Origin of the sequence: Mycobacterium sp. E1214 (assembly GCF_001666755.1) — a bacterium.
Taxonomy (GTDB): Bacteria; Actinomycetota; Actinomycetes; order Mycobacteriales; family Mycobacteriaceae; genus Mycobacterium.
In genome coordinates this window covers 30,430-54,222 of record NZ_LZJC01000005.1, presented here as the reverse complement: position 1 = coordinate 54,222, position 23,793 = coordinate 30,430, and the positions used below count along the sequence as shown (strand labels likewise).

Annotated in this window: 25 protein-coding genes and 3 pseudogenes; 12 read left to right on the top strand and 16 right to left on the bottom strand. The window is 69.8% G+C overall.

Annotated features, from left to right (window positions below; all coding sequences use genetic code 11):
- Window positions 1-468, top strand: a pseudogene (locus A5700_RS00575) (hypothetical protein); the annotation flags it as partial.
- Window positions 469-523: 55 nt separating this feature from the next.
- Here the strand turns inward: A5700_RS00575 and A5700_RS00570 are convergent.
- On the bottom strand, window positions 524-670 hold the full coding sequence (locus A5700_RS00570; RefSeq protein ID WP_068074351.1) for a DUF1059 domain-containing protein: 147 nt from the start codon (window positions 668-670) through the stop codon (window positions 524-526).
- A gap of 64 nt (window positions 671-734) precedes the next feature.
- Window positions 735-1,307: an HhH-GPD-type base excision DNA repair protein gene (locus tag A5700_RS00565; protein WP_068074325.1), complete on the bottom strand. Its 573-nt coding sequence runs from the start codon at window positions 1,305-1,307 to the stop codon at window positions 735-737.
- A 125-nt stretch (window positions 1,308-1,432) separates the two neighbouring features.
- On the opposite strand from A5700_RS00565, the gene A5700_RS00560 reads away from it, so the two are divergent.
- Window positions 1,433-1,936, top strand: a complete 504-nt coding sequence (locus A5700_RS00560) for a nuclear transport factor 2 family protein (protein ID WP_369828194.1) — start codon at window positions 1,433-1,435, stop codon at window positions 1,934-1,936.
- 25 nt (window positions 1,937-1,961) lie between these two features.
- On the opposite strand, the gene A5700_RS00555 is transcribed toward A5700_RS00560, so the two are convergent.
- Together A5700_RS00555 and A5700_RS00550 are read right to left on the bottom strand one after the other, a co-directional pair.
- Window positions 1,962-2,156, bottom strand: a complete 195-nt coding sequence (locus A5700_RS00555) for a DUF5302 domain-containing protein (RefSeq protein WP_068074327.1) — start codon at window positions 2,154-2,156, stop codon at window positions 1,962-1,964.
- A 38-nt stretch (window positions 2,157-2,194) separates the two neighbouring features.
- Window positions 2,195-2,638 (bottom strand): PPOX class F420-dependent oxidoreductase, encoded by a 444-nt coding sequence (locus A5700_RS00550; RefSeq protein ID WP_068074329.1) that lies wholly within the window; start codon window positions 2,636-2,638, stop codon window positions 2,195-2,197.
- Between the two features lie 47 nt (window positions 2,639-2,685).
- Here A5700_RS00550 and A5700_RS00545 point away from each other — a divergent pair, with 47 nt between their 5' ends.
- On the top strand, window positions 2,686-3,201 hold the full coding sequence (locus tag A5700_RS00545) for a DUF1697 domain-containing protein (protein WP_068074331.1): 516 nt from the start codon (window positions 2,686-2,688) through the stop codon (window positions 3,199-3,201).
- Window positions 3,202-3,217: 16 nt separating this feature from the next.
- On the opposite strand, the gene A5700_RS00540 is transcribed toward A5700_RS00545, so the two are convergent.
- Entirely contained in the window at window positions 3,218-3,583 is a 366-nt protein-coding gene (locus A5700_RS00540) for a GntR family transcriptional regulator (protein WP_068074332.1), read from the bottom strand.
- A gap of 39 nt (window positions 3,584-3,622) precedes the next feature.
- Between A5700_RS00540 and A5700_RS00535 the strand changes: the two genes are divergently transcribed.
- Window positions 3,623-4,348, top strand: a complete 726-nt coding sequence (locus tag A5700_RS00535) for an NAD-dependent deacylase (protein ID WP_068074334.1) — start codon at window positions 3,623-3,625, stop codon at window positions 4,346-4,348.
- Here the strand turns inward: A5700_RS00535 and A5700_RS00530 are convergent.
- Together A5700_RS00530 and A5700_RS00525 are read right to left on the bottom strand one after the other, a co-directional pair.
- A complete protein-coding gene (locus tag A5700_RS00530) occupies window positions 4,345-4,977 on the bottom strand; it encodes a class I SAM-dependent methyltransferase (protein ID WP_068074337.1) in 633 nt (210 codons plus the stop codon). The genes A5700_RS00535 and A5700_RS00530 overlap by 4 nt on opposite strands.
- A 76-nt stretch (window positions 4,978-5,053) precedes the next feature.
- The gene (locus A5700_RS00525) at window positions 5,054-7,375 is read right to left on the bottom strand and encodes an MMPL family transporter (protein ID WP_068074355.1); all 2,322 of its coding nucleotides are present in this window, start codon (window positions 7,373-7,375) and stop codon (window positions 5,054-5,056) included.
- Between the two features lie 306 nt (window positions 7,376-7,681).
- Between A5700_RS00525 and A5700_RS27165 the strand changes: the two genes are divergently transcribed.
- A complete protein-coding gene (locus A5700_RS27165) occupies window positions 7,682-7,810 on the top strand; it encodes a hypothetical protein (RefSeq protein ID WP_156670991.1) in 129 nt (42 codons plus the stop codon).
- 141 nt (window positions 7,811-7,951) lie between these two features.
- Here A5700_RS27165 and A5700_RS00520 read toward each other — a convergent pair whose 3' ends face one another.
- Both A5700_RS00520 and A5700_RS00515 read right to left on the bottom strand, forming a co-directional pair.
- Window positions 7,952-8,704, bottom strand: coding sequence for a 3-hydroxyacyl-CoA dehydrogenase (locus A5700_RS00520; RefSeq protein WP_068074339.1), 753 nt, complete (start codon window positions 8,702-8,704; stop codon window positions 7,952-7,954).
- A 69-nt stretch (window positions 8,705-8,773) separates the two neighbouring features.
- Entirely contained in the window at window positions 8,774-9,856 is a 1,083-nt protein-coding gene (locus A5700_RS00515) for a CaiB/BaiF CoA-transferase family protein (protein ID WP_068074341.1), read from the bottom strand.
- A gap of 122 nt (window positions 9,857-9,978) precedes the next feature.
- Here A5700_RS00515 and A5700_RS00510 point away from each other — a divergent pair, with 122 nt between their 5' ends.
- Window positions 9,979-10,791 carry an enoyl-CoA hydratase gene (locus A5700_RS00510; protein WP_068074342.1) on the top strand — a complete coding sequence of 271 codons (813 nt, stop codon included), beginning with the start codon at window positions 9,979-9,981 and terminating at the stop codon, window positions 10,789-10,791.
- 100 nt (window positions 10,792-10,891) lie between these two features.
- Entirely contained in the window at window positions 10,892-12,265 is a 1,374-nt protein-coding gene (locus A5700_RS00505) for an NAD(P)H-binding protein (RefSeq protein WP_068074344.1), read from the top strand.
- A 4-nt stretch (window positions 12,266-12,269) separates the two neighbouring features.
- On the opposite strand, the gene A5700_RS00500 is transcribed toward A5700_RS00505, so the two are convergent.
- Together A5700_RS00500 and A5700_RS00495 are read right to left on the bottom strand one after the other, a co-directional pair.
- Window positions 12,270-13,010, bottom strand: coding sequence for a CPBP family intramembrane glutamic endopeptidase (locus tag A5700_RS00500; RefSeq protein WP_068074345.1), 741 nt, complete (start codon window positions 13,008-13,010; stop codon window positions 12,270-12,272).
- A 65-nt stretch (window positions 13,011-13,075) separates the two neighbouring features.
- A pseudogene (locus A5700_RS00495) lies at window positions 13,076-13,276 on the bottom strand (NAD-dependent epimerase/dehydratase family protein); the annotation flags it as partial.
- 65 nt (window positions 13,277-13,341) lie between these two features.
- Between A5700_RS00495 and A5700_RS00490 the strand changes: the two are divergent.
- From A5700_RS00490 to A5700_RS00480, 3 genes and pseudogenes are all read left to right on the top strand, one after another.
- On the top strand, window positions 13,342-14,442 hold the full coding sequence (locus tag A5700_RS00490; RefSeq protein ID WP_082960659.1) for a type III polyketide synthase: 1,101 nt from the start codon (window positions 13,342-13,344) through the stop codon (window positions 14,440-14,442).
- Between the two features lie 33 nt (window positions 14,443-14,475).
- On the top strand, window positions 14,476-14,976 hold the full coding sequence (locus tag A5700_RS00485; protein WP_068074349.1) for an isoprenylcysteine carboxyl methyltransferase family protein: 501 nt from the start codon (window positions 14,476-14,478) through the stop codon (window positions 14,974-14,976).
- Window positions 14,973-15,967 (top strand): annotated as a pseudogene (locus A5700_RS00480) (NAD(P)/FAD-dependent oxidoreductase); the annotation flags it as partial. The gene A5700_RS00485 and the pseudogene A5700_RS00480, both read left to right, overlap by 4 nt.
- A 24-nt stretch (window positions 15,968-15,991) precedes the next feature.
- On the opposite strand, the gene A5700_RS00475 reads toward A5700_RS00480, so the two are convergent.
- Both A5700_RS00475 and A5700_RS00470 read right to left on the bottom strand, forming a co-directional pair.
- Complete coding sequence (locus A5700_RS00475) at window positions 15,992-16,795, bottom strand: crotonase/enoyl-CoA hydratase family protein (protein WP_068067567.1); 804 nt, start codon at window positions 16,793-16,795, stop codon at window positions 15,992-15,994.
- Window positions 16,792-17,940: a thiolase family protein gene (locus A5700_RS00470; protein WP_068067564.1), complete on the bottom strand. Its 1,149-nt coding sequence runs from the start codon at window positions 17,938-17,940 to the stop codon at window positions 16,792-16,794. Before A5700_RS00470 ends, A5700_RS00475 begins: the two co-directional genes overlap by 4 nt.
- A 266-nt stretch (window positions 17,941-18,206) precedes the next feature.
- Between A5700_RS00470 and A5700_RS00465 the strand changes: the two genes are divergently transcribed.
- Window positions 18,207-19,631: a wax ester/triacylglycerol synthase family O-acyltransferase gene (locus A5700_RS00465; protein ID WP_068067559.1), complete on the top strand. Its 1,425-nt coding sequence runs from the start codon at window positions 18,207-18,209 to the stop codon at window positions 19,629-19,631.
- A gap of 11 nt (window positions 19,632-19,642) precedes the next feature.
- Here A5700_RS00465 and A5700_RS00460 read toward each other — a convergent pair whose 3' ends face one another.
- Together A5700_RS00460 and A5700_RS00455 are read right to left on the bottom strand one after the other, a co-directional pair.
- Window positions 19,643-20,431 carry a lysophospholipid acyltransferase family protein gene (locus A5700_RS00460; protein ID WP_068067556.1) on the bottom strand — a complete coding sequence of 263 codons (789 nt, stop codon included), beginning with the start codon at window positions 20,429-20,431 and terminating at the stop codon, window positions 19,643-19,645.
- Entirely contained in the window at window positions 20,428-21,696 is a 1,269-nt protein-coding gene (locus A5700_RS00455; protein ID WP_068067553.1) for a cytochrome P450, read from the bottom strand. Before A5700_RS00455 ends, A5700_RS00460 begins: the two co-directional genes overlap by 4 nt.
- Window positions 21,697-21,947: 251 nt before the next feature.
- On the opposite strand from A5700_RS00455, the gene A5700_RS00450 reads away from it, so the two are divergent.
- A complete protein-coding gene (locus A5700_RS00450) occupies window positions 21,948-22,238 on the top strand; it encodes a hypothetical protein (protein ID WP_068067550.1) in 291 nt (96 codons plus the stop codon).
- Window positions 22,239-22,245: 7 nt separating this feature from the next.
- Here A5700_RS00450 and A5700_RS00445 read toward each other — a convergent pair whose 3' ends face one another.
- Entirely contained in the window at window positions 22,246-23,730 is a 1,485-nt protein-coding gene (locus A5700_RS00445; RefSeq protein ID WP_068067546.1) for an aldehyde dehydrogenase family protein, read from the bottom strand.
- Between the last annotated feature and the right edge of the window lie 63 nt (window positions 23,731-23,793).

Below are 23,793 nucleotides of genomic sequence, written 5' to 3'. Positions count from 1 at the left end.
GCCAGGTCCCCGCCGGCACCGGGCGCCGCCCCGGCGGCCGCGCCGGGCTTCGGTCCCGACGCGCCGCCCACGCAGGACTTCATGTATCCCTCGATCGGCACCAACTGCCTGGCCGACGGCACCAGCGCCATCGCGACCGCGCTGTCGGTCGCCGGGCCGGCGAAGATCCCGACGCCGGGTCCGGGCCCGGGCCAGACCGCCTACGTGTTCACCGCGGTGGGTACCCCGGGCCCCGCCGAGGTACAGAAGCTGCCGCTGAACGTCACCTGGGTCAACCTCACCACGGGCAAGTCGGGAACGGTGGCGTTGACACCGCGCACCGACATCAACGGTGACGGCCCGACCACGTTGACCGCGATCGCCGACACCGGCTCGGGCAGCATCATGTCGACGATCTTCGGTCAGGTCACCACCAAGGAAAAGCAGTGCCAATTCATGCCCACGATCGGCTCCACGGTGGTGCCCTGACCGCCACCGCGGTGCGCCGAGCGCGCGTGTCCCCGAGGGGGCACGCGCGTCGTCGTCAGTAGGCCATGAACAGGATCGCGTCGCGGTCGTAGTCGAGGCCCGGATGCGCGTCGGCCAGGTGCGCCTGGGTCAGCTCGACCAGTTCGTCCTCGTCCTTGCCGACGATGGCCTCACCGCACGGACACGTGATGTGTGTCTTCACGTCGTCGCCCTTCCTCATCTGTGGAGCTATCTGTGGAGCTACCTGTGGCGCATTGGTGGAGCCATTACTTCGCGGCTTTGGCCGCCGCCTTCATCTGCTTCTTGTAGGAACGCACCGCGCCCATCGACTGGGCGTCGACGATGTCGGCGACCGAGATGTGCGTGCCGGGTTCGCCGAATTGCCCGGCCGCCGCGCGCCAGCCTTCGACGTCGACGCCGTACTGCTTACCCAGCAGCGCCAGAAAGATCTGCGCCTTGACTTCGCCGAAACCGGGCAGGCCCTTGATTCGCCGCAGCAGCTCCTTGCCGTCGGGCTGGCCCGCCGTCCACAGGCCGGCGGCATCGCCGTCATAACGATCGACGACGATCTGGGCCAGGGTCTGGATGCGTTTGGCCATCGATCCCGGGAAGCGGTGTATCGCAGGCTTTTCCGAGCACAACGCGGCGAATTTGTCCGGGTCGTACTCGGCGATCTCGTGAGCACCGAAGCGGCCCATCCGGTCGGCGATCTTCTTCGGTCCGGCGAAGGCGGTCTCGAAAGGCACCTGCTGGTCCAGAACCATCCCGATGAGCAGTGCCAACGGATTCTCGTCCAGCAGCGCGTCGGCCTCGGGGTCTTGAGCCAGCCAAAGTTTCACCGTTGACGACCAACCTTTCCGCGAACAACCCTAAAGCCGATGAGCCGTTGTTTGGGAGACTACTCACCCAACCCGGGCGCTATCGTGACGTGGTGGTGGATGTGGATCAGACCCGCTTGGCGCTGATGCTGGATCGCGACGAACTGCACGCCCTCGTCACCTCCTATTGCCGCGCCGTCGACCGCGCGGACTACGACGGCCTGCGGGCCCTGTACCACCCCGACGCCACCGACGCGCACGGCTCGTTCTCGACGGGCGGCGTCGAGCAGTTCATCGCAGGGTTGCGGGCGGCGGAGCCGTATGTTCGTGTCTCCCAACACAACATCACCACCACAAACTTCGTGGTCGACGGCGACACGGCGCGCGGCGAGATCTACTGCCTGGTGTTCCACACGTTCGCCGGCCCCGAGCGCGACGCTGACGTCGTCATCGGCGGGCGCTACCTCGACACGTACGCCCGTCACGGCGGCCGCTGGAAGTTCCGTCAACGCACCATCGTGGCGGACTGGGCATACCAGAACGACCCGTCCCGAGTGGACTTCGGGCACCCGAGCACTCGGGGAAGCCTGCGGGGCCAACCGAATCAAGCCGATCCGTCGATCGCCCTGTTCGCACCGCCGCGGGACTGATGCTCGCGCGTCGCTGCCGAATCGATCAGCCGCTCTTGCGGCGGAATTCGCGGCGGTTCTCCACCGGGCCGTGGGCGCGCGGCTGTTTACCGGCACCATCCTTGTGGTCGGACCCGCCCGAGGACTTCGCCAACTTGCGGTCGAGGGCCTCCCGGAACTTGCGCTTGTTGTCGTCCTCGTCCCGCCCGGAGGAACCCTGCGGCGACTTCGATTCGGCCATGGCAGCAGCCTAACCCGGCGCCGCCCGCCGGACCGGCGTCAACGCAGCCCCGGCGGCATCCCGTACAGGTGCGAGATCGGCAGCGTCAGCACCACCCGGCGGTCGGTGACCATCGCCTGGCGGTATTCGTCCCAGTCCGGGTGTTCCCCGGCGATGTTGCGGTACAAGGCGATCAGGGCCTCGACGGTGTCGTCGTCCGGCGCGGCGGCCGGGGGCGTCAGCTCGGCGGTGCCCTCGGCCACGGCGTACGACCAGCCGTCGTCGGCGTCGACCAGCAGCGAGGCCCGCGGGTCGCGGCGCAGGTTTCGGGTCTTGGCGCGCGGCTCGGTGACCGACACCTGGATTGCCAGGCTGCGCGGGTCGAAGTGGTAGCTGACGTTGGACAGCTGCGGGCGCCCGTCGCGCTTGATCGTGGCCAGCACCCCCAGGGAGTGGCCGCTGATCAAGGCCAACAGCTTGTCGTCGAAGACTTGGCGTCCCATGGGCGAAAGCGTAGTCGCACGCGGGCGCGGGCTGATGGAATCGGCGGATGACCGAGTACGCAGCCTTTCTCCGCGGCGTCAACGTCGGCGGCGTGAACCTGAAAATGGCCGCCGTGGCGGCCGCGCTGACCGACGCCGGCTTCACCGACGTGCGGACCGTCCTGGCGACCGGCAACGTGGTGCTCAACTCCCCGGCGACGGCCGCGGCGGTCCGCAGGCGGGCCGAGACCGCGCTGCGCGACCGGTTCGGCTACGAGGCGTGGGTGCTGGTCTACGACCTCGACACGGTGCGCGCCGTGGCGGACGCCTACCCGTTCGAGCCGGAGGTCGACGGCTACCACTCCTACGTGACGTTCGTCGCCGACGCCGCGGTCCTCGACGAGCTGGCCGCGCTGGACCCGGGCGCCGACGAGCGCGTCGCCCGGGGCGACGGGGTGCTGTACTGGCAGGTCCGCAAGGGCAACACCCTCGACAGCACCCTCGGCAAGACCATGGGCAAGGCCCGCTACAGGTCCTCGACCACGACCCGCAACCTGCGCACGCTGAACAAGGTGCTGCGCTGACGCCCGGGGCGCCGGCTCACTCGTCGGGAACGGATTCGATGTAGCGCAGCGCGTCGGCTTTGTCCAAACCGAGGCTGCGCGCCACCCGGACGTACTCGCGGGCGGCCGCCGCCATCGCGGCGTCGGTGGGGTCGTAGCGGGCGACGAAAGTGCCGAAACGGCCCCGGGTTTCGATGATGGCGGCGGTCTCGAGCTCGCGGTAAGCCCGGGCCACGGTGTTGACGGCGACGCCGAGCTGGCCGGCCAGTTCGCGCACGGTCGGCAGCCGGGTGCCGGGCGGCAGCGCGCCCTCGCGCACCCCGTCGATCACTTGCGTGCGCAGCTGGTCGAACAGCGGTTTGCCCGCCTTCATGTCGACCCGCAGCCAGTCGCCCAATTCCACGACTCCAGTATTCCCCTAACCCGCGACTATGTTGGGAGGATGCGAGTAGCGGTGCTCAGCGGCGCGGGCATCTCCGCGGAGAGCGGCGTGCCGACGTTCCGCGACGACAAGAACGGCTTGTGGGCCCGCTTCGACCCCTACGAGCTGTCCAGCACCCGGGGCTGGCGCGACAATCCGCAGCGGGTGTGGGGCTGGTATCTGTGGCGGCACTACCTGGTGGCCGACGTGGCACCCAACGACGGCCACCGCGCCATCGCCGCCTGGGAGGACCTCGCCGACGTCAGCGTGATCACGCAGAACGTGGACGACCTGCACGAGCGGGCCGGCAGCACCTCGGTGCACCACCTGCACGGCAGCCTCTTCGAATTCCGTTGCGCGCGTTGCGGTCTGCCCTACACCGCCGAGCTGCCCGCGATGGCCGAACCGGCGTTGGAGGTCGAGCCGCCGGTGTGTGGGTGCGGCGGCCTGATCCGGCCCGACATCGTGTGGTTCGGGGAGCCGTTGCCCGAGGGGCCGTGGCGGAGCGCCGTCGCGGCGACCGAGGCCGCCGACGTGATGGTGGTGGTGGGGACGTCGGCCATCGTCTACCCGGCGGCCGGGCTGGCCGAGCGGGCGCTGATGCGCGGCACCGCCGTCATCGAGGTCAACCCCGAGGAGACGCCGCTGTCGGCGAGCGCCACCCTGAGCATCCGCGAAACGGCGAGCCAGGCGTTGCCCGGCCTGCTGCACCGCCTGCCGGACCTGCTGGCCGCCGGCCGCGCCTAGTCGGGCCGCCGCGCGCGCCCAATCAGCAGCTCCGAGACCGGCATCGGCAGCCACGCCGGCAGGGTCCACTCCCGCCGAGAGGTGGCCACGTCGAATCCCGCCGCCACGATCGCGCGCTGGGTGTCGCGGTGGGTGTGGCAGTTGCCGAACAGCCGGGGCCACAGCGTGGCGTCGGCGAAGCGCTGCAGGCGGCCCCGCATGCCGGGGCTGGCCACGTGCTCGAGGTACCGCAGCTCCCCGCCCGGTCGCAGCACCGAATACAGGTGCCGCAGGACCCCGCCCGGGTCGCGCACCGAGCACAGCACCAGCGAGCACACCACGGCGTCGAACGGCTCGTCGCCGCGGAATTCCTCCGCTGTCGCGCCCGCCACCGAGACCGGGACGGGCGCGGCCGCGGCGGCGGCGCGTGCCTGCGCCGCCAGCCGCCGCTCAGGCTCGACCGCGATCACCTGATCGACCGCCGGCGGATAGAGGGCGAAGTTGGTGCCGACGCCGGCCCCGACCTCGAGCACCCGGCCCGAGAGCCCGGCGAGGTTCTCCCGCCGCATGGCGCGCACCGCGTGCGCCTCGTGGGTGGCGACGACGGGCCAGATCCGCGCGAAGAACGGGTTGTCGATCGCCGTGGTCATGCGTGAGCGCCTTCCGGTCGGGTGGGCGCCCCCGCTAGGACTCCCCCGCTGGAGTCCATAGTGCCGCGCGGTGCAATCAGCCGACGTTGGTCACCGGCTCTGTGACGGGCCGGCCGTTGTACGTGTCGTCGGGCGGCGCGACGGGGCGCGGCTCGGCGGTCGGCCCCTCGCTGATGCCGAGGCGCTCGTGCAGCCACCGCAGCGGGCCCGGCGCCCACCAGTTCCACCGGCCCATCACGTGCATGAACGCCGGCACCAGAACCATCCGCACCAGCGTCGCGTCGGCGGCGACCGCGAGCGTCAGGCCGAGACCGAACATCCGCATGAACGACACGTGCGCGGCGATCAGCGCGGCGAACGACATCGACATGACCAGCGCGGCCGCGGTGATCACCCGGCCGGTGCGGGCCACGCCGTGCGCGACGGCCTCGTCGTTGGCGGCGTGCGCTTGCCGGGCGGTGGCACTCGCCGGCCGGTACTGCAGCCAGTACTCGCGGATCCGGGACATGAGGAAGACCTCGTAGTCCATCGACAGCCCGAACGCGATGCAGAACAGCAGGACCGGCATGTTCGCCACCAGGGTGCCGCTGGGCGTCGTCCCGAGCGCGCCCAGGTGGCCGTCCTGGAAGATCCACACCAGCGCGCCGAAGGCCGCGGTCAGCGACAAGACGTTGCAGATCAGCGCCTTGACCGGCAGGACCACGCTGCCGGTCAGCAAGAAGAGCAGGACGAAGGTGATGGCCGCCATCAACCCCAGCACCAACGGAAGCCGATCGGTCACGGCGTCGACGCTGTCGCGGTTGACCTGCGCGACCCCGGCCATCGCGACGGTCCGCCCGTCGGGGCCCGGCACCTGATGCAGCCGGGCGAGCTGCGTGTCGGAGGGCCGGCTGAACAGCGGCGCCGTGCTGTTCACCGTGAGGAACGCGCTGCCGTCGGCCAGCCCGGCGGCCCCCGCCGGCGGGCCCACCCGCTGGCCGTTGACGAACGTGCCGGCGGGTGCCGTCACCGCCGACACGTCGGGCACACGCGACAGGGCGGCGGCGTAGCCATCCAGCGCCGCGGGGTCCAGGTTGCGGGCGTCGGGGACGACGATCGGCACGGCGGTCGCCGAGTCGTTGGCGAAGCCGTCGCGCAACGCGTCCCCGACCTGATGCGACGACGAGGACTGCGGCAGCACCCGGTCGTCGGGGAAACCCCACTTGACCCTCGTGAACGGCAGCCCGAGCAGGACCAGCAGGGCGACGACGGCGACACCGATCGGCAGCCAGTGCCGCATCACGTACTTACTGGACCGGTACCAGAACTGCCGCTCGACGGGCCGGCGCGCCGGCGCGGGGCGGCCCAGCAGGCGCCGCAGCAGCCGGCGCACGTCGAAGGCGTCGAGACGCGGACCGAGCAGCACGATCGCGGCCGGGGTGAGCACGATCGACGCGGTGGCGACGAAGGCCACCGTCGCCACCCCGGCGTAGGCGAACGACTTGAGGAAGTACATGGGGAACAGCGCGGTGGCCGACATCGACAGCGCGACCGTCACCGCGGAGAACAGCACGGTGCGCCCGGCGGTGGACATCGTGCGGATCAGCGCCTCGTGGGGCGCGCTGCCCCCGGCCAGCTCGTCGCGGTAGCGGCTGACGATCAACAGCGTGTAGTCGACGGCCAGGGCCAGGCCCAGCGCGGTGCTCAGGTTCAGGGCGAAGATCGACACCTCGGTGCTGAAGGTGACCAGCCGCAACACCGACATGGAGCCCACCACGGCCAATCCGCCGAGGGCCATCGGCAACGCGGCGGCCAACAGGCCGCCGAACACCCACACCAGCACCAAAAAGCTCAGCGGGATGGCGATCACTTCCATGACGAGCAGGTCGTCTTGGTTCTGCGTGTTGATCTGGGCGTACTGCATCGCCGCGCCGCCGGCGCGGACGCTGACGCCGTCGCGGTCGTGTACGAACTCGTCCGCCACCGTCTGGGCGTTGCGCTGCGCGTTGTTCTCGCCGCCCTTGAGGTTGACCACGATCAGGCCGGACTTGCCGTCCCGGCTGACCAGGTCTCCCGACGGCGTCACGCCGGGCGGACCCCACGGCGAGGTGGCGTTGTAGACCAGCGGCGACCCCCGCAGCGCGCCGACGAGGTCCGTCGCGACCGCGCGCGCCTGATCGCTGCCGACGCCACCGGGGGCCGTCACCAGGATCAGCATCTGCTGGCCGCTTTGCCCGAACTTGCTGGTGAGCACGTCGATGGCCTGCGCGGACTCGGAGTGGGGATCCTGGAAACCCCCGGCGGACAGGCTCTTGGCGACGGGGATACCGAAGACGGCGGCGGCGATGAAGACGCCGACGCCGACGGCCACGATGCGGCGCGGCGCGGCGATGGCCGCTCGTGCGATGCCCTGCAGCATGTGAACCCCTTCGCGCCGGTGCGCGTGCCGCGGCCCGCGCGCGTCCGGCGACAACGTGACGACGCTAACGCACAGGTGTCAAACAGCGTCTTCCGGGGACGACGAAATCGGGCGGCGTTTGGTTCACCGGCGTTTTCTAAACCACCCCGACGATAAGAATCCGGGAAGAAAAATGTGGGGCGATTGAGCAGGTCAAGGCCCTGTAAGGCCGCAGAAGCCCGTGTCAACCTACCCGCCGGTAAATTGCCACGATTTTCCGAATCGTGACTCAAAGAATCCTTAGAGGTGGCCCATACGCTCAGTGTCATGTGGATCGACGACGCAAGTGCCGATGTAATCAAAGTTGATTTCGAGGCCCTCTACCACGGCGACGTCTTGGTGGAAGGTGAGACCTCCGAGCAATTCGACGAGTGGCCTCTGCCCACCGCGAGCTAAGGAGACACCATGAGCATGCTTGCCCGCCTCTTGATGGCCGAGCCCAACGTCAGCCGGTGGTTCCGGCGCTAGCCCGCCCGGCCTGACTACGACGAAAGCCCCCCGCTTCGCGCGGGGGGCTTTCGTATGCCTGGGGTGCGCCTACCGCGGCGCCATCCGGATGGCGCCGTCGAGGCGGATCACCTCGCCGTTGAGCATCGGGTTCTCGACGATGTGGACGGCCAGCGCCCCGTACTCGTCCGGGTCGCCGAGGCGCGCCGGGTGCGGCACCTGCTTGCCCAGCGACGCCTGCGCCTCCTCGGGCAGCGAACCGAGCAGCGGCGTCTTGAACAGCCCGGGCGCGATCGTGACCACGCGGATCAGCTCGCGGGACAGGTCGCGGGCGATCGGCAGCGTCATCCCGACCACGCCGCCCTTGGACGCCGAGTAAGCGGCCTGGCCGATCTGCCCCTCGAATGCGGCGACCGACGCGGTGTTGATGATGACGCCCCGCTCTTCCCCGATGGGCTCGGAGCGGGCGATGCGCTCGGCGGCCAGGCGCAGCACGTTGAAGGTGCCGATCAGGTTGACCCCGACGACTTTCTTGAAGGCGTCCAGGGGAAACGGCCCGTCCTTGGACAGCGTCTTGATGGCGTTACCGATGCCCGCGCAGTTGACGTTGATCCGTAGCGTGCCCATCGACTCCGCGGTGTCCAGCGCCTTGCCGACGGCCGCCTCATCGGTGACGTCGGCCTCGACGAAGCGGGCGCGGTCACCGAGCTCGCGGACCGCTTCCTCGCCGCGCAGGTCGATCACCACCACCTGGGCACCGCGGTCGAGCAGCCGCTTCGTGGTGGCAAGGCCCAGACCCGAGGCACCCCCGGTGACGACGGCGACGGCGTCCTTGATCTCCATGCAAATCCTTCCGGTTCCTAGATCGGTGGGGCGTTGGCCGGACGGTCCAGCCAACTGGTTGGTTGGGGACTATACCCAGTCCGCGAGGACGGCCGCGCCGTCGGGCACCGTGACCGCCGGGCGGGGCGTATCGGGCGCGGTGCGCGAGAACCGCGGCGCCGGCCGCGGCTGCAGGTTGCCGTCGACGTCGTAGAAGGTGCCGCGCTCGGTGTTGTGCGGCTCGGTGTGCACCTCGCCGAAGGCCAGCACCGGTGTGACGCAGGCGTCGGAGTCGGCGAAGACCTTGGCCCAGTGATCGCGGTCGTGGGCGGCGAACGCCTCGGTGAACGCCGCGCGCAGCTCGGGCCAGCGACCCGCGTCGTTCTGGGCGGGCAGGTCGGCGCCGTCCAGCCCCAGCCCCGCCAGCAGGGCCGCGTAAAACTGCGGCTCGATGGCGCCGACCGCGACGTAACGGCCGTCGGCGCACTCGTAGGTGTCGTAATAGGGCGCGCCGCCGTCGAGCATGTTGGTGCCCCGGGCGTCGGTCCACAGGCCCGTCCCGCGGAAGTGCCAGATCATCTGGGCCAGCACGCTGGACCCGTCAACCATGGCGGCGTCGACCACCTGCCCCTTGCCCGAGCTCTGCCGCTCCCACAGCGCCGCCAGGATGCCGACCAACAGGAACATCGAGCCGCCGCCGAAGTCGCCGGTCAGGTTCAGCGGCGGCACCGGCCGCTCGCCCGCCCGGCCGATCGAGTGCAGCACGCCGTTGAGCGAGATGTAGTTGATGTCGTGGCCGGCCTGCTGGCTGCGCGGGCCGGTCTGTCCCCAGCCCGTCATCCGGGCGTAGATCAGCCGGTCGTTGACTTTCGCGGTGTCCTCGGGACCCAGTCCCAGCCGCTCGGTCACCCCGGGCCGGTACCCCTCGATCAGGACGTCGGCCTTCGCGATCAGGTCGAGCACCAGCTTGCGGCCCTCGTCGGACTTCAGGTCGGCGGCCACGATGCGCCGGTTGCGGTTGGTCGTATCCCGCACCGCCCCAGCGGGATTCACCGACGGCCGGTCGATGCGCACCACGTCCGCGCCCAGATCCCCGAGGATCATCGCGGCGTGCGGGCCCGGCCCGATGCCGGCCAACTCGACTACTCGCAGTCCCTTCAACGGTCCAGCCACGACCCACCGACCTTTCGTCCGCTTTGACGCCCGGCGATTCACACAACCGGTTGATCGCATCTTCGCAGCCGCCGCGCACGGCCGCGCAGCCCGGTCGCTCACCGGAGTCATAAAGTGAGCCCATGCCCACCTCCGCGATCGCCACCCTCGCCCCCGTCGCTGGCCTCGACGTCACGCTGACCGACGGCGTGCTGTCGGTGACCATCAACCGTCCCGACAGCCTCAACTCGCTGACCGTCCCGGTGATCACCGGCATCGCCGACGCGCTGGAACGCGCGGCCGACGATCCCGAGGTGCGGGTGGTACGCGTCGGCGGGGCCGGGCGCGGCTTCAGCAGCGGCGCCGGTATCAGCGCCGCGGACGTCTCCGACGGTGGCGGCGTCCCGCCCGACGAGATCATCTCCGAGATCAACCGGCTGGTGCGGGCCATCGTCGCGCTGCCGCGGCCGGTCGTCGCCGTGGTGCAGGGCCCGGCCGCCGGCGTCGGGGTTTCGGTCGCGTTGGCGTGCGACATCGTGTTGGCCTCGGAGAACGCGTTTTTCATGCTCGCCTTCACCAAGATCGGGCTGATGCCCGACGGCGGCGCGTCGGCGTTGGTCGCGGCCGCGATCGGCCGGATTCGGGCCATGCAGATGGCGTTGCTGCCCGAGCGGTTGCCCGCGGCGGACGCGTTGGCCTGGGGGCTCGTCACCGCCGTCTACCCGGCCGGTCACTTCGACGCCGAGGTCGACGCGGTGATCGCGCGGCTGCTGGCGGGCCCGGCCGCGGCGTTCGCCAAGACCAAACTCGCGATCAACGCGGCCACGCTCAGCGAGCTGGACGCGGCGCTGCAGCGCGAATTCGACGGGCAGTCGGTGCTTTTGAAGTCACACGACTTCGTCGAGGGCGCCGTCGCCTTCCAGGAGCGCCGGCCCGCGCGCTTCACCGACCGCTGAGCGCCGGCAAGCTATTTCGGCATCTGGGGCTTAACACCCCCCGGTTCCGGCAATCCCTGTCCGGGTCAGCTCCGAATCGCTGACGAGGACGGGGGAAGCGATGACGGAGCAAGTGCGCTGTCTGGTGACGGGAGCGACCGGCTACATCGGTGGCCGCCTGGTGCCGCGGCTGTTGGACGCGGGGCACCGGGTGCGCGCGCTGGCGCGCAATCCCGACAAGCTCGCCGACGTTCCCTGGCGCGATCAGGTCGAGGTGGCGCGCGGCGACCTCGGCGACGTCGACTCGCTGACCGCCGCGTTCGACGGCGTCGACGTCGTCTACTACCTGGTGCATTCCATGGGCACGTCCAAGGACTTCGCCGTCGAGGAGAGCCGCTCGGCATGCAACGTCGTGACGGCGGCCCGCAGCGCCGGGGTGCGGCGGGTGGTCTACCTCAGCGGCCTGCACCCGGAGGGCACCGAACTCTCGCCGCATCTCTCCTCGCGCGCGGCCGTCGGCGAGACGCTCATCGAGTCCGGTATCGAGACCGTGGTGTTGCAGGCCGGCGTCGTCATCGGCTCCGGCTCGGCGTCGTTCGAGATGATCCGCCACCTCACCGACCGGCTGCCGGTGATGACCACGCCGAAGTGGGTGCACAACCGCATCCAGCCGATCGCGGTCCGCGACGTGCTGCACTACCTGGCCGCCGCGGCGACCGCGCCCCTGCCCGGCAAGCACGCCTCGCGCACCTGGGACATCGGCGGGCCCGACGTGCTGGAGTACGGCGACATGATGCAGGTCTACGCCGATGTCGCCGGCCTGGGCAGACGGCGCCTGATCGTGCTGCCGTTCCTCACACCGACCATCGCCAGCCTCTGGATCGGGGCGGTCACCCCGATCCCGCCGGGGCTGGCGCGGCCGCTGATCGAATCGCTGGAATGCGATGCGGTGATGCGCAACTGGGACATCGACGGCTTCATCGAACGGCCGCGGGGCGGCCTCATCGGCTACCGGCGCTCGGTCGAGTTGGCGTTGGACCGGGCGGCGCGCGGACTCCCCGACGCCACCTGGTCGTCGCTGCGCTCCGAGCCGGCCGAACCGCTGCCCACCGACCCGGACTGGGCCGGTGAGGTGGTGTTCGACGACGTCCGCACCGCGACCAGCGCCGACGACCCGGACGCCGTCTGGAAGGCCGCCGAGCGGGCCGCGACCGCGGACCGGTGGCGGCGGCGGCTGCCGCTGGGCGGGTGGAGCGTCGTGGAGCGGGAACCGGGCGCCGCGTTGCGTCTACGCTCGGCGTCGAAACTGCCCTGCCGCGCCTGGGTGGACATCACCGTCGAACCCCGCGACGGTGGCGGCAGCACCTACACGCAGCGCGGCATCTTCTTCCCCACCGGCATCGTGGGCCGCGCCTACCGACTGGCCGTCTGGCCGCTGTGGACCGCCGCGCTCGGCGCGCTGGCCCGCGAGGTCGTGGGGCTGCCCGACCGGTAAGGGTCTAGACGCCGAACATCGGCGGCAGCACGAGCACCATGATCAGGCCCCACACGAAGTGCGTCAGCATCGGGGCGAGCACGCCGCCGCTGGCCCGGCGCTCCAGCGCGCACACCGTCCCCAGGATCACCGCGGCGAACCCGAGCATCGGGTTGCCGCTGGCCATGGTCGCGGCGGTGTAGAGCACGGTCGAGATGACCACCGGGTGATAGCGGGCCAGCGCCGTGTACAGCGCGCCGCGAAAGAAGATTTCCTCGGCCAGGGCGTTGATGACGGTGATCGCCACGATCAGCGGGTAGGACCCGTGGTGGGCGTAGAGCAGTACGCGGGTAATCAGCGCCGCGACGGGCGGAATCTCGCGGGCGACCAGGCCGCCCACCACGAAGGCGCCGCCGACCAGCAGGCCGACGGCGATCCCGGTGAACACCGGCCGCTGGTTGCGGCCCCGCCAGCAGATCCCGCCGAGGTGTAGCGGGCCCGAGCTCAGGCCGCCGACGACCCATACCCCGGCCAGCGCCAGGGTCAGCCAGTAGAAGCTCGACTCCCCCGGGTGCCGGCGCAGCGAGAACCCCAGCACCGCGGCGCCGACCACCAGCGTCAGCGCCACGATGACGCGGCGGCGCCGCACCAGCCCGGGCGCCTCGTTGTGCAACGCGGCGACGTTGGTGAGGGCCTTGCGCCATTCGGCGACGACGCTGGTGCGCGGCGGGCTGGGGGCGGTGGACGGGACGGTGGACTGGCTCATGCGGGACGCACCTTCGGGGTCGGGGCAATCGGGATGTCGAGGCCGGTTCGAAGCGCTCCGGCCCGGCCGGCGACGGCGAACGCGGCGCGCAGCGACGCCGGGTCGGACGCGTCCAGGGCCACCGGTGCGATGTCGGCGGACCAGCCGAAGCGGCGGGGCCGGGCGGGGTCTCGGCTGGCCGCCACCACGCGGCGCCCGCCCGCCGGCAGGGTCGTGACCAGGCGCGATCCCACGTGGGCGGTGGCGCCGGTGACCAGAACCTGCATAACCCGACTCTAGCCAAGACCCCACCCGGTTTGAACCGATAACGGGGCGGCGCCGTGACCAACGAATGGACAACACTGCGAGGGCCGACGCGTCGCGCCCGGCGAACCTGGCCGCCACCACCACCGACCCGTGCATTTCCGGTGTCGCGGTGACGTTTCCGCCGAACCGGTACACGCAGTCCGAGGCCATCGGCGCGCTGACCGACATCGCCGGCCCGGAGTTTCGCCGCTTCGCCCTCAGCAGCGGGGTCGAATTCCGTAACACGGCGCTGCAGCTGTCCCGCTACAGCGAACTCGACGGCTTCACCGAGGCCAACGAGGCCTACCTCGAGGTGGCCCTGGACCTCGGCGAGCGGGCGCTGCTGGCGGTGCTGGACGAGGCGAAGGTCAAGCCGTCGGAGATCGACATCGTGTTCTCGACGACGGTCACCGGGGTGACGGTGCCGACGCTCGAGGCGCGGCTGGCGACCCGGGTCGGCCTGCGGCCCGACGTCAAGCGCGTTCCCCTGTTCGGGCTGGGCTGCGTGGCGGGTGCGGCCGGGGTGGCCCGCATGCACGACTACCTGCGGGCGTTCCCCGATCAGGCGGCCGCGCTGCTCGCGGTCGAGCTGTGCTCGCTGACCATCCAGCGGCAGGACAGCTCGGTGGCCAACCTCGTCGCCACCAGCCTCTTCGGGGACGGCGCGGCGGCCGTCGTCGCCGAGGGCGCGCACCGCGCCGGGGCCGAGCGCAGCGGTCCGCAGGTGCTGGCCACCCGCAGCCGCATCTACCCCGACACCGAAGACGTGATGGGGTGGAAGATCGGCGGCGACGGCTTCCGGGTCGTGCTGTCCGCCGACGTCGCGACCATCGCCGAGAAATACCTCGGCGACGACGTGCGGGTGTTCCTCGCCGATCACGGCCTGACGCCGCGCGACGTGACGACGTGGGTCTGCCACCCCGGCGGCCCGCGAGTGATCGAGGCGGTCGAGACGGTGCTGGACCTGCCCGTCCACGCCCTCGACCACACCCGGAACTCGTTGCGCAACAACGGGAACCTGTCGTCGGTGTCGGTGCTCGACGTGCTTCGTGCCAACATGGCCGACCCGCCGCCGCCCGGTTCGTTGGGCCTGATGATCGCGATGGGGCCCGCCTTCTGCTCCGAACTCGTCCTGCTGGCCTGGTAGGCCGCCAACCCTCGGTTAAGGGAGAATCACGCCATGTACTACCTGCTGGTCCTGGCGGTCGCGCTGGAACGCGTGCTGGAGCTGGTGGTGTCCACCCGCAACGCCCGCTGGTCGTTCGCTCAGGGCGCCAAGGAATTCGGTCGATCGCACTACCCGGTGATGGTGATCATCCACAGCGCGTTGCTGGTCGGCTGCCTGGTCGAGCCGTGGGCGCTGCACCGGCCATTCCTGGCGTGGCTGGGCTGGCCGATGCTGGCGGTGGTGGCGCTGTGCCAGGGGCTGCGCTGGTGGTGCATCGCGACGCTGGGCCGGCGGTGGAACACCCGGGTGATCGTCTTGCCGCAGACGCCGCTGGTGCGGCTCGGCCCGTACCGGTGGCTGCACCACCCGAACTACGTCGCGGTGGTCGTCGAGGGCATCGCGCTGCCGTTGGTGCACACGGCGTGGCTCACCGCGGTGCTGTTCACGCTCGCCAACGCCTTACTGCTGCGGGAGCGGTTGCGCGTGGAGAATTCGGCCCTGGGTTACGCGTGAGCGATTTCGACGCGGACCTGCTGGTCGTGGGCGGCGGTCCGGGAGGCCTGGCGACCGCGTTACACGCTCGCCGCCAAGGGCTTTCGGTCATCGTGGCCGAGCCACGCGAGGGGCCCATCGACAAGGCGTGCGGCGAGGGGCTGATGCCCGGCGGCCTGGCCGAGCTGACGTCGCTCGGCGTGGACCCGGCCGGCATGCCCTTCCGCGGGATCGCCTACGTCGACGAGCGGCGCCGGGCCGAGGCCCGCTTCGGCGCCGGGCCGGGACGCGGCGTGCGCCGCACCACCTTGCACGCGGCGCTGGCGGCGCGGGCCAAGGAGCAGGACACCGACTGGCTGCGGGCCAAGGTGACCCACGTCGAGCAGGACGCGCACGGGGTCGCGGCCGCCGGGGTGCGCGTGAAATGGTTGGTGGCCGCGGACGGGCTGCACTCCCCGGTCCGCCGCGCGGTCGGCATCGCGGCGCGCGCGGGCGCGCCGCGCCGTTACGGCGTCCGTTGGCATTACCGCGTCCCGGCGTGGTCGGAGTTCGTCGAGGTGCACTGGTCCCGCTGGGGCGAGGCGTACGTGACGCCGGTGGAACCGGAGCTGGTGGGTGTCGCGATCCTGTCCCGTGGGCGGCCGGAGCTGGCGTGGTTTCCCGACCTTGCGGGTCGGTTGCGCCACGCCAATTCGTCGCAGCCCCGCGGGTGCGGCCCGCTGCGGCAGACCGTCTCGCGCCGGGTCGCCGGGCGGGTGCTCCTGGTGGGCGACGCGGCCGGCTACGAGGACGCGCTGACCGGCGAGGGGATCAGCCTGGCGCTCAAGCAGGCGGCCGCCGCCGTCGACGCCATCGTCGACGACACGCCGTCGGCCTACGAGGACGCCTGGCACCGGGTGACCCGCGACTACCGGCTGCTCACCCGCGCGCTGGAACGCCCGGGGCAACGCCGCGGACGCCGGCACGACGGCGCGGCGCACCAACCGCGGCGTGCTCGCCACCACCAGCGCGCGGTCAACGTGCTGGCGCGCTAGCGCTAGCGCGCCTTCCAGACGGGTTCGCGCTTCTCGGCGAAGGCACGCGGCCCCTCCTTGGCGTCCTCGGTCCGCAGCAGGGTGGCGAACTCCCGCGTGGTGCGCGCCCAGCCGGGCTCCTCGTCGGCGATCAACCGGTCGTCGGCGCCCCAGGCGATCCGCTTGCTCGCCTGCACCGACAGCGGCGCGTTGACCGTGATCCGCTCGGCCAGGGCCAGGGCGGCCTCCAACACGGTGCCGTCGGGGACGACCTGGTTGATCAGCCCCCACCGGGCGGCGTCCGCCGCGCTGATCGGATCCCCGGTCAGCAGCAGCTCCAGGCCCACCTTGCGCGGCAGCTGCTGCACGATCCGGAAGACCCCGCCGGCACCCGCGATCAGCCCGCGCTTGACCTCGGGCAACCCGAACTGGGCGCTCTCGGCGGCCACCACCAGATCGCTGGCCAGCGCGATCTCCGTGCCGCCCCCCAGGGCGGTGCCGTTGACCGCGGCGATGGTGGGCTTGTCGATGAAGTGGTGCACGTAGCCGGCAAAGCCCCAGTCCCCGTGATCCGGGTGATAGATGTTCTCGCGCCGCGCGATCGCCTTGAGGTCGGCCCCGGCGCAGAACGACTTGTCGCCCGCCCCGGTGACCACCACGACACGCACCTGCGGGTCGTGCTGGGCTTCCTCCAGCGCGTCGCCGAGGGCGATGCTGACCGCGCCGTTGATCGCGTTGCGCGCCTCCGGGCGGTTGATCGTGATCACCAGGACGTTGCCCCGACGCTCCGCCAGGGCCCCCGGCGCCGCCGTGTCGGTGTCGGTCACAGAAGCTCCACGATGGTGGCGTTGGCCTGGCCGCCGCCCTCGCACATGGTCTGCAGGCCGTAGCGAATTCCCTTGTCCCGCATGTGATAAAGCAGCGTCGTCATGATCCGCGCCCCAGAACCGCCCAGCGGGTGACCCAGGGCGATGGCCCCGCCGTTGGGGTTGAGTTTGTTCTCGTCGGCGCCGATGTCCTTGAGCCACGCCAGCGGAACGGGCGCGAACGCCTCGTTGACCTCGTAGGCCCCGATGTCGTCGATGGACAGGCCGGAGCGCTTGAGCACCTTCTGCGTGGCCGGGATCGGCGCGGTCAGCATGATCACCGGGTCGGCGCCGGCCAGGGTCGCGGTGTGCACCTTGGCGATCGGCGTCACCCCGAGTTCCTTGGCCTTCTCGGCCGACATGAACAGCAGCGCGGCGGCGCCGTCGGAGATCTGCGAGGAGTTGCCGGCGTGGATGACGCCGTCCTCCTTGAACGCGGGCTTCAGCGACGCCATCTTCTCCATCGGCGTGCCGCGGCGAATGCCCTCGTCCTTGCTCACCACGTTGCCCTCGTCGTCCTTGATGGCCACGATCTGGTCATCGAAGGCTCCGGAATCTTGTGCTGCCGCGGCCTTTTCGTGTGAGTCCAGCGAGAACTGGTCCAGCGTGGTGCGGTCGAATCCCCATTGTTCGGCGATCATCTCGGCGCCGATGCCCTGATTGGGGATCCGGCCGTCGTAGCGGTCCAGGAACGTCTTGGGGTAGGGCCGCCCACCGTTGGCCAGCGACGCGCCCATCGGGGTGCGCGACATGGATTCGACGCCCCCGGCGACGACCACGTCGTAGTGTCCGGCGATCACACCGGCCGCGGCGAAGTGGATGGACTGCTGGCTGGAGCCGCACTGCCGGTCGACGGTGACACCAGGAACGGTCTCCGGCCACCCGGCGGCCAGCAGGGCGGTGCGGCCGATGTCGAGCGCCTGCTCGCCGGCCTGCATGACGCATCCCCAGATGACGTCCTCGACGATCCCCGGGTCGATGCCGGCCTTGTCGGCCAGCCCGTTGAGCACCTGCGCGGACAGGTCGGCCGGGTGCACCCCGGACAATCCCCCGTTGCGCTTCCCGATCGGGGAACGCACTGCCTCGACGATGACGGCTTCAGCCATGCTTTTGTCTCCTTTGACGCGTGGACTCACACGAGGTTGCTCGTGCCTCGATTGTCAACCAAGGGGTTGGGCGGGCGGCGCCCGGGGTGGTTTAGCGGCGCGCCGGCCGATCGCGCCGTCCCCCACCCCGTGACGCGCCGGCCGCCCCGGCGCGATTTGTGAACCAGAAATTTGTTCTCACTAGTGTGAATGTCGCCATAATGGTTACAGACCGCGTCCGGTGCCGGCAGGCAACGACGCGGAACAACCGACAGGTGAGGCGGACGGTGAAGCGGCTCAACGGCATGGACGCGATGCTGCTGTACAGCGAGACACCGAACCTGCGCACGCACACCCTGAAGGTGGCGATCGTCGACGATCCCGCCCTCACCTTCGACGTGTTCCGGACCACCCTGCAGCGCCGGCTGCACCGGCTGGATCCGTTGCGCTACAGGCTGATTGACATCCCTTGGCGGCTGCACCATCCGATGTGGATGCAGAACTGCGCGGTCGACCTCGACTACCACCTGCGCCGGGTGACCGTGCCCGCCCCCGGCGGGCGCCGCGAGCTGGACGCGGTGATCGGCGATCTCGCCGGGACGCCGCTGGACCGCGGCCGCCCGTTGTGGGAGTTTCACTTCGCCGAGGGCCTGGCCGGTCACCGGTCGGCGATCATCGGCAAAATCCACCACGCGTTGGCTGACGGGATCGCCTCGGCGAATCTGCTGATCAGGATCATGGACGTCGCCGACGCCGCACCCGACGAGCGTGACAACGACACCAGTTGCGTGCCGCCGTCCAAGGCCGAGCTGTTGCGGGCCGCTGGGCGCGACCACGTTGCGCAGCTCGTCGCGCTGCCCGGGGTGCTCAACGACGCGCTGGCCGGCGCACGGCGGTTACGCCGGCGCGCCCGCCAGCGCGGCGAGCAGCCCGAACTCGCCCGCCTGCTGCACGCGCCGCCGACCTTCCTCAATCACGTCGTGGCACCCGCACGGGCGTTCGCGACGGCGACGCTGTCGCTGGCTCAGGTCAAACAGCTCAGCAAGCACCTGCGCATCACCATCAACGACGTGGTGATGGCCATGGCCGCGGGAGCGTTGCGAGAATTGTTGCTGCGCTACGACGGTCGCGCCGACCGCCCGCTGGTCGCCTCGGTGCCGGCCAGCACGGATCGCTCACCGCACCGGATCAGCGGCAACGAACTCGGCGGCATGGCCGTGTCGTTGCCGACGCATGTCGGCGATCCACTGCAGCGGGTGCGGCTGACGTCGGTGGCCACATCGATCGCCAAGGAGAACAACGAGCTGTTCGGCCCCGAGTTGTACGGCAAGCTGATCGGTTACCTGCCCTCGATCGCCGCTCCCGCCGGGTTCAGGTGGCTGGCCCGGCGCGACGCGCGTAACAGGCTTTTCAACATCCCGATCTCCAATGTCGCCGGTCCCCGCGAGCGTGGCCCATTCGCCGGTGCCGTGGTCAGCGAGATCTACTCCGCCGGACCGCTGATCGCGGCGTGCGGCGTCAACGTCACCGTGTGGAGTTACGTCGACCAACTCAACATCTCGGTCATTACCGACGACCACACCGTCGGTGACCCACACGAGGTCACCGACGCAATGGTTCACGCGTTCGCCGAATTGCTCATTACTGCCGGCCTTTCCGACGTACCGGAGCCGGTCCAAACCGCGATGCCCCCGGCAACACTCGAAGCGTGACCGCCCGCGCCCTAGCCCAGCACCGGAAAGCGCCGCTGCCGCGCGAGGCGGTCCAGCGCCGCCTGCATCACGGAACGCACGTGCGCGTCGACGTCACCGACGGCGTCACCCTCGAGGCGCGCGACCACGTCGATCGGTTCCAGTACCTCGGTGACGATCTTGGTCGGCAGCGGCAGGTTGGGCGGCACGATCACGCTGAACCCGAACGGAAACCCGACGGTGATCGGCAGGATGTCCGACCGCCACCGCGACAGCCCGAGACGTCGGGCCAGCCAGGTGCCGCGCGTCAGGAACAGCTGGCTCTCCTGCCCGCCGATCGACACCGCCGGCACCAGCGGCACGCCCGCCTCCACCGCCGCACGCAGGTATCCGGTGCGGCCGTTGAAGTCGATGACGTTCTCGGCCAGCGTTGGTCGGTACGCGTCGTAGATTCCGCCCGGGAACACCAGCACCACAGCGCCGGCCCGCAGCGCCCGCGCCGTGTTCACGGCGGTGGCGGGAATGACGCCCAGCCGCCTCAACCACCCCGCCATCGGCCCGACAAACATCTTGTCGTGCCCGAGCGTGTACAGCGGGCGCTCATAGCCGAATCTCCGGTAGAAGGCGGCGGTGAAGATCAACACGTCCGGAGTGAGCATCCCGCCGGAATGGTTGGCGACAAGCAGCGCGCCGCCGCGCGGCGGGATGAAGTCCAGCCCGCGCACCTCGAAACGAAACCAGCGCCGCGCCAGCGGTTCCGCCGCACTGACGAACCGCCGCGCGAAAGCGGGTTCCCACGTTGCGAATTCGTCGGCACTCACGCGGTCGGGGTGAACTTCAGGTGCAGCTCGGTCAGGCCGCGCATCTGCCAGGTCGGCTCGTAGGTGTAGCGGCGGGCGTGCGCCGGGCCGTGCCGATCGCCCGCGATGGTGATGCCGGACATCCGATCGAGGATCCGGTTCAACGAGATTCGCGCCTCCGCGCGAGCCAGCGGCGCGCCCGGGCACGAGTGATTGCCGCGCCCGAACGCCACGTGCTCGCGAACGTTGGGGCGGTCGACGCGGAACTCGTCGGGCCGGTCGAACTTGCGCGCATCCCGATTGCTCGCCCCGGGCAACAACATCACCGTGCTTCCCGCCGGAATGTCGACGGCACCGATCGCGGTCGATGTGCGCGCCATCCGGAAGTGGCACTTCACCGGGCTTTCCAGCCGCAGCGTCTCCTCCACGAAATTCGGTATGAGACTCCGGTTTTGGCGGAGCACCTGTTGCAGCTCCGGGTTCTCCGCGATCGTCTGGACACCGAAGCTGAGCAGTTTGGTGGTGGTCTCCTGACCAGCGGCGAACAGGAAGGTGGCCAGGCGCACGACGTCGATGACTTCCGGGGTGGCGCCGTCGGGATACTTCGCCCGAGCCAGTTCGGTCAACACGTCTTCACGGGGCTGTCGCCGGCGTTCGGTGATGTGTGTGGTGAACGTCTCTTCCAGATACTCCAGGGGATTGTGCGCGCGCGTCATCGAGTCGTCGTCGATCCCGCCCGCGAATTTGCCTGAGAAGACCCGTCGGAATTCCTCGTGATCCTCGACCGGTACCCCCAGGAGGTCGGCGATCACCAAACCGGAGAACGGCCGAGCGTATTCGTCGAGGAACTCACAGGCGCCGCGGCTGAGGAACTCATCGAGCTGCCGGTCGGCCAGCCGCCACATGAAATCTTCGTTTTCCTTGAGCCGCTTGGGCGTCAACAACCGGCTCAGCAGGCCGCGAGTCCGGGTGTGCTCCGGCGCGTCCTGGGTCACGATGTGCTCGCTCATCGGGATCTGCGCGCGGTGCTGCTCGATCAGGGCGCCGATGTCGTCGCCGTCGGGTTCGAACGGCAGGCCGGAGAACGGGCCGGCCACCGAGACGCACGAGGAGAACGCCGGATTCTTGTATACGCCAAGCGCTTCCTGGTGTCCGGTGATCGCCACGACGCCCTGTTCGGGGCGCGGCAGCACCGGGCAACGCGAGCGCAGGTGGTCGAAGTAGGGGTACGGATCGGGAATGAGGGCCGGGTCGGTGAAGAAATCGACCGCTTCGAAATCGCTCAAAGGGACTCCTCGACATTCAAGGTGATCGCCGCATGCCCGTTGTCGGGGGCGGCGCGCGAACCCACACTGGTAATCTAAATCTGAACAAATATTAGGTCAAGGCGGCAGACAGGCCGGCCGTCGCCTCCGCCGTTACGTGGGCTCGCCTGCGGGCGTCGGGACGTTCGCCGCCAGCTCTTCGTCACCGCGTAGCGCTTCGGTAACCGTCAGTTCACATCCATTGCGGCATGGGCGAAGTAGGGTGCGCAGGTGTGAGCACTCCTGCACCCGGACCCGGCTGGTGGCTGGCGTCGGACGGCAAATGGTATCCCCAGCAATGGGAGAGCACCTTCATCTCCTACACCAACGAATCCCTGGAGGCCGTCCTGGAAGAGGCCAGCCGGCTCACCAGGACGTACGGGGAGCAGGGTTGGGAAATCGTGGGCTCCTCGGTGCAGCGCACCCAGGTCGCCCGCCGCTTCAAGGACTACGACGCGGGCGGTGACCACTACTTCGAGTGGAGCATCGTGTGCACGTTGAAGCGGCCCCGGCTGCCGGGCTAGACCGACCTCAGACCGCGGGGTACGCGACCGACTTGATCTCCGTGTACTGGTCGAATCCGGCGACGCCGTTCTGGCGCCCGACGCCGCTTTCCTTGTAGCCGCCGAACGGTGTGTCGGCACCGTACGGCGCGCCGCCGTTGACGCCCATGAAGCCGGCCTTGATCCGCCGCGTCACCGACAGCGCCCGGTCGAGCGAACCCGCAAAGACGTTGCCGGCCAACCCGTAGACGCTGTCGTTGGCGATCCGGATGGCGTCCTCCTCGTCGTCGAAGGCGATGACCGACAGCACCGGCCCGAAGATCTCCTCCTGCGCGATGGTCATCTTGTTGTCGACGTTGGTGAAAAGCGTTGGGCGCACAAAGTATCCCTTGTCGAAGCCGGTGGCCGCGTCCGGACCCCCGACCAACGCGGTGGCGCCCTCCTCGACGCCCTTGCGGATGTAGCCCGTTACCCGGTCGTACTGCCGTTGTGAAATCACCGGCCCGCACAGCGTTCCCGGGTCTTGTGGATCACCGCATGTGACGTTTTCGTAGATGTTCTTGAGGATCTCGACACCCTCGTCGTAGCGCGAGCGCGGCAACAGCAACCGGGTGGGGTTGGCGCACCCTTGACCGGCGTGCATACATGGCGCGATGCCGACCAGGCACGCCGTCGCGAAGTCGGCGTCCTCCAGCACGATGGTCGCGGACTTACCGCCAAGTTCCAGGAACAGCCGCTTCATGGTGGCCGCACCCTTTTCCATGATCCGTTTCCCGACCACCGTCGAGCCGGTGAACGAGATCAGGTCGACCTTGGGCGACAGCGTGAGTTCCTCGCCCACGAAGTGATCGGAGGCGGTGACGACGTTGACGACACCGGCTGGGATGTCGGTCTTTTCGGCGATCAGTCGACCGAGCCGGTTGGCGTTGAACGGGGTGTTGGGTGCCGGCTTGAGCACCACGGTGTTGCCGGTACCCAGCGCCTGCCCGAGCTTGTTGAGGGTGACCTCGAACGGGAAGTTCCACGGCACGATCGCGCCGACGACCCCGACCGGCTCCCGCCACACCTTGCGGGTGGTGAGCGTCCCGGTGAGGCTGATGACCTTGTCACCCAGGTCGGTCTCCCAGGCGTACTCGTCGATCAGGCGCGCGGGGTACTTCAGCCCGTCTTCCAGGGGGGCGTTGAGCTGCGGGCCGAACGTGATGGCACGGGGCGAGCCGACCTCGAGGATGAGCTCCTCACGCAGCTCGTCGATCTCGGACTCGATCGCCTCGTGCAGCTGCAACAGGCAACGCTTGCGGAGTTCCTTGTTGGTCGACCAGTCGGTGTCGTCGAAGGCGCGGCGGGCGGCGTCGATCGCCCGGTGCATGTCCTCTTTCGAGGCATCGGACACCTCGCCGAGAGACTCTTCGGTCGCCGGGTTGATGTTCTCGAACGCGCCTGCCTGGCCGTCGACAAGCTTTCCGTCGATCATCATCTTCGACTCGAAGCGAACCTTTACAGCCTCAGTCATATCTGTCACTCTCTTCTGACTCGGTAGAGGGGGCTCCGGGAGCGCTGGTTCTCCCCACGGAGA